Origin of the sequence: Nocardiopsis sp. NPDC101807, from assembly GCF_044766605.1 — a bacterium.
GTDB classification, from domain to species: Bacteria; Actinomycetota; Actinomycetes; order Streptosporangiales; family Streptosporangiaceae; genus Nocardiopsis; species Nocardiopsis tropica.
The window spans coordinates 317,932-324,100 of the sequence record NZ_JBIWMK010000008.1 but is presented as its reverse complement, the minus strand read 5'-3'; the positions used below and the strand labels follow the sequence as shown (position 1 = coordinate 324,100).

Below are 6,169 nucleotides of genomic sequence, written 5' to 3'. Positions count from 1 at the left end.
CGCGGGCGGGGGGGGGGGCGCCGCGCCGGGGGGGGCCGGCCCGGGGCGGGCGCGGCCCGCCCCCGGGCCGCCGCCGCCCCCCCCGCCCCCGCCGCGCGCGCCCACCGGGGCCGCGCGCCGGCTCACTCGCCGCCGCCGCTGGGGGACCACCGCAGTTCGACGCCGCTGCGCCGACCCTCCTCGGTGACGCTCACGGCCAGGCCCATCGCCCCCCACTCGGCGGGGTTCTGCACCTCGGTGTCCGTCAGCACCTGGCGCATGTCGAAGTAGCCGGCGACCACGGCGTCGTCCATCTCCTGCATGGTCTGCTGGAACACCGGGTCGTCGCCCAGGCGCCCGGTGGCGCTGCTGCCGCTCGCCACGACGACGGCCTCCCCGTCGGTGCTCACACCCGGGGGAGTGGCGTACGGGTCGGAGGCGGCCACGTTCTCGACGAAGTCGCCCAGCACGCCCTCGTCGCCCCCGACCGCGCGGTACTGGAACGAGAACTCCTCGCCGCCGCCGTAGGCCGAGCCGAAGAAGCTGTCCAGGTCCATGCCGGTGACGCCGAACGCCGTGGACGAGCCCAGCAGGTCGGTGAAGCCCTCCGGCAGCGGAGCGCCCATGGCGTTGAACTCGCGCTCCATCTCCTGCATCTCGCCGCTGCCGCTCAGGAACGGGATCTCGTCGCTCTCGTAGGCGTCGGTCAGGGCCGTGTCCAGGCCGCTGGCGCCGAACGCCATGACGGTGCTCTCCGGCAGCGACTCCATCGCCGCCACGCTCGCGCCCGGCGTCTCGGCCAGCCAGGCCAGGTCGGCGCTGTCCACCTCGAAGTCGAAGACGTCCGCCCGCGCCTCCAGGTAGTCGCCGTCGATCCGCAGCGACGCGGTCGCCCGGCCGCTCACCTCTCCGGTCTCCGCGGCCATCCCGCTCTGGAGCTCCGCGGCGACGCCCTCCACCTCCATGAGGCGGGTGAAGTCCGTCCAGCCCACGGCCAGGCTTCCGCCGGGCACGTCGGCCACGTCGCCGGAGTAGACGTCGGAGCCCTCCAGGGTCCCGTGCTCGTCCACCTGCGCGGCCCGGTCGGCCAGCGCCGCTTCGGAGGTCGAGAGCAGGGCGAAGCCGTTGGTCATCTCGAAGTGGAGGGTGTCGTCGCCGCTCGCGAGGGACGCCAGCTCCTCCTCGGCGCGCCGCTCGTCCTCGACCGCCAGCGCCATCGCCATCGCCAGGCCGGAGCCCTCGTCGACCTCGGCCGCGGCGTCGGCGGTCGGCCACACGGAGACGCCGACGCGCTGGCCGATCCACTCCTCCACGTCGGCCTGGCGGGACTCGGGGAAGGCCTCGACGAAGACCTCCGCGAACAGCTCCGTCATGTCGCCGTCGGGCTCGTCCATCTCCTCGGTCAACTCCGCCGGGAGCTGGTCGACGAACCGGATCAGCTCCATGGCCTGGGACCCGTCGATCGACAGGTCGACCTTGCCGAACGCGACGGAGCTGCCGGGGAGCACGGACTCGGGCTGCGGACCGCCGAAGCTCACCAGGGAGACGGTGGCCCAGACGGTTCCGCCCATCACGACGAGCGCCACACCCGCCGCGGCGGGGATGAGCCAGCGGTTGCGCCCGCCGCCACCGCCCGGAGGCGGGCCGTACCCGCCGGAGTACTGGCCGGGGGGCGGGCCCCCGGGGACGCCGCCGCCCGGCGCGCCGGGCACACCGGGCGGAACGCCCGGAGCGGCGTACTGCTGGCCGGGGACGGGGCCCTGCGGCGGAGGGAAACCCTGCCCAGGCTGCCCGGGCGGCTGAGGCTGCCACTGGGGCTGCTGTGAGGGATCGGGGTGGGACATCGGACCTCCGACGGGGGAATTCTTCGCGCGCGACCGCGCAGCCAACGCCGGGTCTGATGCCTGCCGACCCCGGTGTGGTTCGCGTTCCGCGCCACTTTCGGACGGCCGGTCGGGGAGAAGGGCGCCCGAGCCGCCCCCACCGGCCGGGGGAGCGGCGGGATCCTGCCACCGGGCGCCGGGGCCGGGCCCGGACAGGGGTGTCCGGGCCCGGAACGCCGGGTCAGGGCGCGGAGGTGAGGTCCACGCCGCTGTACGCGGACAGCTTGCTCAGGCGGTGCTCGCTGAGCACCTGGCGGACGGTGCCGCTGCGGCCGCGCATGACGAGGGAGTCGGTGACGACGCGCGAGGACTCGTACCGCACGCCGCCGACCAGCTCGCCGTCGGTGATGCCCGTCGCGGCGAAGAACACGTCGTCGGACGCGACCAGGTCGTCGGTGTACAGCACGCGGTCCAGGTCGTGCCCGGCGTCGAGGGCCTTGCGGCGCTCCTCCTCGTCCTTCGGCCACAGGCGGCCCTGGATGACGCCGCCCAGGCACTTCATGGCGCAGGCCGTGATGATGCCCTCCGGGGTGCCGCCGATGCCCAGGAGCAGGTCGACGCCGGTGCCGGCGCGGGCCGCCATGATCGCGCCGGCCACGTCGCCGTCGCTGATGAACTTGATGCGGGCGCCCGCGTCGCGCACGTCCTGCACGAGCTGCTTGTGGCGGGGCCGGTCGAGGATGACCACCGTCACGTCCTGGGGCGACTTGCCCTTGGCGCGCGCCACCGCGCGGACGTTGTCGGCGACGGGGGCGGCGATGTCCACCACGTCCGCCGACTCCGGGCCCGCGGCCAGCTTCTCCATGTAGAACACCGCGGACGGGTCGAACATGGTGTTGCGCGGGCTCATCGCGATCACCGCGATGGCGTTGGGCATGCCCATGGCGGTCAGGGTCGTCCCGTCGACGGGGTCGACGGCCACGTCCCAGTCGTGTCCGCCGCCGTCGCCCACGCGCTCGCCGTTGTAGAGCATCGGGGCGTTGTCCTTCTCGCCCTCGCCGATCACGACCGTGCCGTTCATCGACACGGTGCTGATCATGTGCCGCATGCCGCGCACGGCGGCGCCGTCGGCGCCGATCTTGTCACCCTTGCCGACCCAGCGGGCGGCGGCGAGCGCCGCGGTCTCCGTGACGCGGACCAGCTCCAGCGCGAGGTTGCGGTCGGGCGCCGCGGGCTGCGCGGACGGGCTACTGGGCTGCGACATGGACGTGACACCTTCCGACAGGGAACAGGGCGGGGGGACAGGTCTTAGGGTAGTCACCCGACGTGATCCCCGGGCGGCCCCGGGTACCCCCGCGGCGGCCCGAGCCGGTCCTCCGGAGGGCTCGAAGGTCTACTCTGGCGGGATCCGGACCGGAGCGGCCGGACTGGAGTGAGGGTGTGACAGTGGACAAGACGGACAAGCCGGAGAAGCTGGTGAAGCCCGCGCGGGTCTCCCCACGCGGAGCGGCCACCCGCAGCGCCCTGCTCAGGGCGGCGGCCCAGGTCTTCCACACGGTGGGTTTCGCCAAGGCCGGCGTCAGCGAGGTCGTCTCGGTGGCGGGGGCCAGCGTCGGGAGCCTCTACCACCACTTCACCGGCAAGGCGGACCTCTTCCTCGCCCTGTACGAGGAGTTCCAGCAGCGCCAGCAGGAGCGGACCCACCAGGCGGTCGTGGAGGCCCGGGCGGGCGGTGAGAGCGATCCCACACGGCTCATGAACATCGCCGCGCACGCCTACCTCCTCGGATGCATCGAGGAGGGCGACACGACCCGCCTGTTCTTCAGCGGGGACGGCCCTCCCGGGTTCGACCACCAGCTGCGGTCACGGCTCACCCGGTGGACCGACCGCAACGTGGCGCTGTTCCGCAAGGCGGACGAGCCGGTGGACGAGGCGCTCCTGATCGTCGTGAGCGGGGCCATGCTGCTGGCCGTGGCCGAGGTGGTGCGCCGCGACGACGCCGAGGCGCGCAGGCTCGCCGACGACATCACCGGCCTGCTCACCCGGCTCGAACCCCGGCACCGGACCGCGGACCCCGAGGGCTAGGCGGCGTTCCGCGGGGCGTCGCGGGCCCGCGTCCGCCGGGCCGCCTCCCGCGTCGCCGACCCCGCTCGGACGGCCGGGCCCGGGGACGGGCGGGACCGACGCGGGGCGGGGGTGCGCGTCGTCAGGGCGTGTTCCGTGGATGCCGTCCGTCGCGAGCGGCGCATCCGGTGCGTTCATCGCAAGGCCGAAGAAGGAGTCAGGGCGGGGTCCTGTCGACAGAGGGGAACGCAGCGAGGGGCGTGCCGGGGCGACGCGCAGCGAGGCGAGTGTCCGCGGAACAGGCCCTAAGCCCACCCCGGGTCGGAAAGGCCCCGGACCTGCGGCAAGCTGGACCCTGTCATGAGTGAGTACAGCCGGTCCAGCGCGACCTTCAAGAACTACGCCATCTCCCTCGGGATCCTCGTGGGCATCGTCCTGATCATGGCGTTCGTGGTCTCCACGCGCTCGGGCGAGCACATCCCCACCGTGGACTACCGGCCGGACGCCGACGTCCTGGGGGAGGCCGCCGACTACCCCGTGAGGGCGCCCTCGGCCGAGCTGACCGACGAGGGGTGGACCCCCACCAGCTCCACCCTCAACGTGAGCGGGCCGGTCGAGTGGAGCGTCGGTTTCGCCACCGCGGCCGACAGCCACGCCATGTTCACCCAGAGCGACGCCGACCCCGAGCAGGTCGTCGCGGAGCGCGTCAAGGAGGCCGAGCGGGTCGGCGCGGTCGCGGTCGGCGGACGCGAGTGGGAGCACTACGACTCCGAGGACTGGGGCGCCCTGGTCCTGCGGGAGGACGACGTGACCCTGGTCGTCTCCGGTTCGGCCGACCTCGACGAACTGGCCCACCTGGCCGAGGGGCTGGAGGACCGCCCCGCGCCGGAGGGCGGCGGGGACGCGGAGCCCTCGGAGTCCCCCGAGGTCTAGGCGTACTGACCTGAGAGGTCAGGTACGCGGGTGGCGGGAGGACCGCCGACGGCGGTGGGGAACCGGTGGTGACCGTCGTGGCGCAGCCGCCCGGTGAACGCCTCCGCGCGTTCGGTCCCGCCGGTGCGGGGGCGGGCGCAGGCCCGTTCCCCGGCCGGGGCGCGGTGGAAGCGTTCCGCCCTGCCGTCGGCCCGGGGCCGGCAGGGGCGGGTCCGCTTGCGCTTGACACCGGCCCCGGACACGGCGAACGCCCGGCGGGCGCACCCGCCGGGCGTCCGGTGTGCCGGGGCCGGGACTACTCGGCGCGCAGGTCGCGGCGGAGCTCCTTGGGCAGCGAGAAGGTCAGCGTCTCGTCGGCGGTCGTCACCGGGGAGACGGAGCCGTAGCCGTGCCCGGCGAGCTTGTCGAGCAGTTCGCGCACCAGGATGTCCGGCACGGACGCGCCGCTGGTGACGCCGACCGTGGTCACGCCCTCCAGCCAGGCCTCGTCCATGAGGGACGCGTTGTCGATCAGGTAGGAGGCGTCGGCGCCCGCGTCCAGGGCGACCTCGACCAGGCGGACCGAGTTCGACGAGTTGTCGGAGCCGACCACGATGACCAGCTCGCACTCGGGCGCCATCGCCTTGACGGCGTCCTGGCGGTTGGAGGTGGCGTAGCAGATGTCGTCGCTGGGCGGGTCGAGCAGGTTCGGGAACCTCTCGCGCAGGGCGTCGACCGTCTGGGTGGTCTCGTCCACCGAGAGGGTGGTCTGGGACAGCCAGGAGACGTTGTCCGGGTTGCGGACCCGGACCTTGTGGACCTCGTCCGGGCTCTCCACGATCTGGATGTGCTCCGGGGCCTCACCGCTGGTGCCCTCGACCTCCTCATGGCCGATGTGGCCGATGAGGATGATGTCGCGATCCTCCGCCGCGAAGCGCTTGGCTTCCTTGTGGACCTTGGTGACGAGCGGGCAGGTCGCGTCGATCGTCTTGAGCTGCCGCCTCCCCGCCTCCTCGTGGACGGCGGGGGAGACGCCGTGCGCGGAGAACACGACGATGGCGCCCTCGGGCACCTCCTCGGTCTCCTCGACGAAGATCGCGCCGCGCTCCTCCAGGGTGCGCACCACGTGGGTGTTGTGCACGATCTGCTTGCGCACGTAGATCGGGGCGCCGTACTGCTCCAGGGCCTTCTCGACGGTGATGACCGCGCGGTCGACACCGGCGCAGTAACCCCGGGGGTTGGCGAGGAGCACACGGCGTTGGTTCGTGGCAGTCGTCATCGCAGTCATGCGTACATCCTAGGTGGCTTGGTCCGTGTACGACCCTGGTGTGGGCGATGGCACCGTTACGGGGATATCCGCGCCCGACCGGGGCCAAGGTGACGGTATCGCA

Annotated in this window: 5 protein-coding genes; 2 read left to right on the top strand and 3 right to left on the bottom strand. The window is 73.4% G+C overall.

The genetic code is table 11. The features are described 5' to 3' along the window. Window positions 1-122 precede the first annotated feature (122 nt). Window positions 123-1,823, bottom strand: a complete 1,701-nt coding sequence (locus ACIRPH_RS24850; RefSeq protein WP_402918494.1) for a hypothetical protein — start codon at window positions 1,821-1,823, stop codon at window positions 123-125. Window positions 1,824-2,043: 220 nt separating this feature from the next. Next, window positions 2,044-3,066 (bottom strand): class II fructose-bisphosphatase, encoded by a 1,023-nt coding sequence (gene glpX, locus ACIRPH_RS24845; protein ID WP_402918492.1) that lies wholly within the window; start codon window positions 3,064-3,066, stop codon window positions 2,044-2,046. 176 nt (window positions 3,067-3,242) lie between these two features. Between glpX and ACIRPH_RS24840 the strand changes: the two genes are divergently transcribed. Together ACIRPH_RS24840 and ACIRPH_RS24835 are read left to right on the top strand one after the other, a co-directional pair. Next, the gene (locus ACIRPH_RS24840; protein WP_402918489.1) at window positions 3,243-3,887 is read left to right on the top strand and encodes a TetR/AcrR family transcriptional regulator; all 645 of its coding nucleotides are present in this window, start codon (window positions 3,243-3,245) and stop codon (window positions 3,885-3,887) included. 339 nt (window positions 3,888-4,226) lie between these two features. Next, the gene (locus tag ACIRPH_RS24835) at window positions 4,227-4,799 is read left to right on the top strand and encodes a DUF4245 domain-containing protein (RefSeq protein WP_402918486.1); all 573 of its coding nucleotides are present in this window, start codon (window positions 4,227-4,229) and stop codon (window positions 4,797-4,799) included. A gap of 295 nt (window positions 4,800-5,094) precedes the next feature. Here ACIRPH_RS24835 and ACIRPH_RS24830 read toward each other — a convergent pair whose 3' ends face one another. Then, window positions 5,095-6,066: a 4-hydroxy-3-methylbut-2-enyl diphosphate reductase gene (locus ACIRPH_RS24830; protein WP_267946537.1), complete on the bottom strand. Its 972-nt coding sequence runs from the start codon at window positions 6,064-6,066 to the stop codon at window positions 5,095-5,097. Window positions 6,067-6,169 lie beyond the last annotated feature (103 nt).

Bases quoted from the DNA above. Each gene is read 5' to 3' on its own strand.
- ACIRPH_RS24850 (WP_402918494.1), bottom strand. From the start codon at position 1,823: ATGTCCCACCCCGATCCCTCACAGCAGCCCCAGTGGCAGCCTCAGCCG.
- glpX (WP_402918492.1), bottom strand. From the start codon at position 3,066: ATGTCGCAGCCCAGTAGCCCGTCCGCGCAGCCCGCGGCGCCCGACCGC.
- ACIRPH_RS24835 (WP_402918486.1), top strand. From the start codon at position 4,227: ATGAGTGAGTACAGCCGGTCCAGCGCGACCTTCAAGAACTACGCCATC.
- ACIRPH_RS24830 (WP_267946537.1), bottom strand. From the start codon at position 6,066: ATGACTGCGATGACGACTGCCACGAACCAACGCCGTGTGCTCCTCGCC.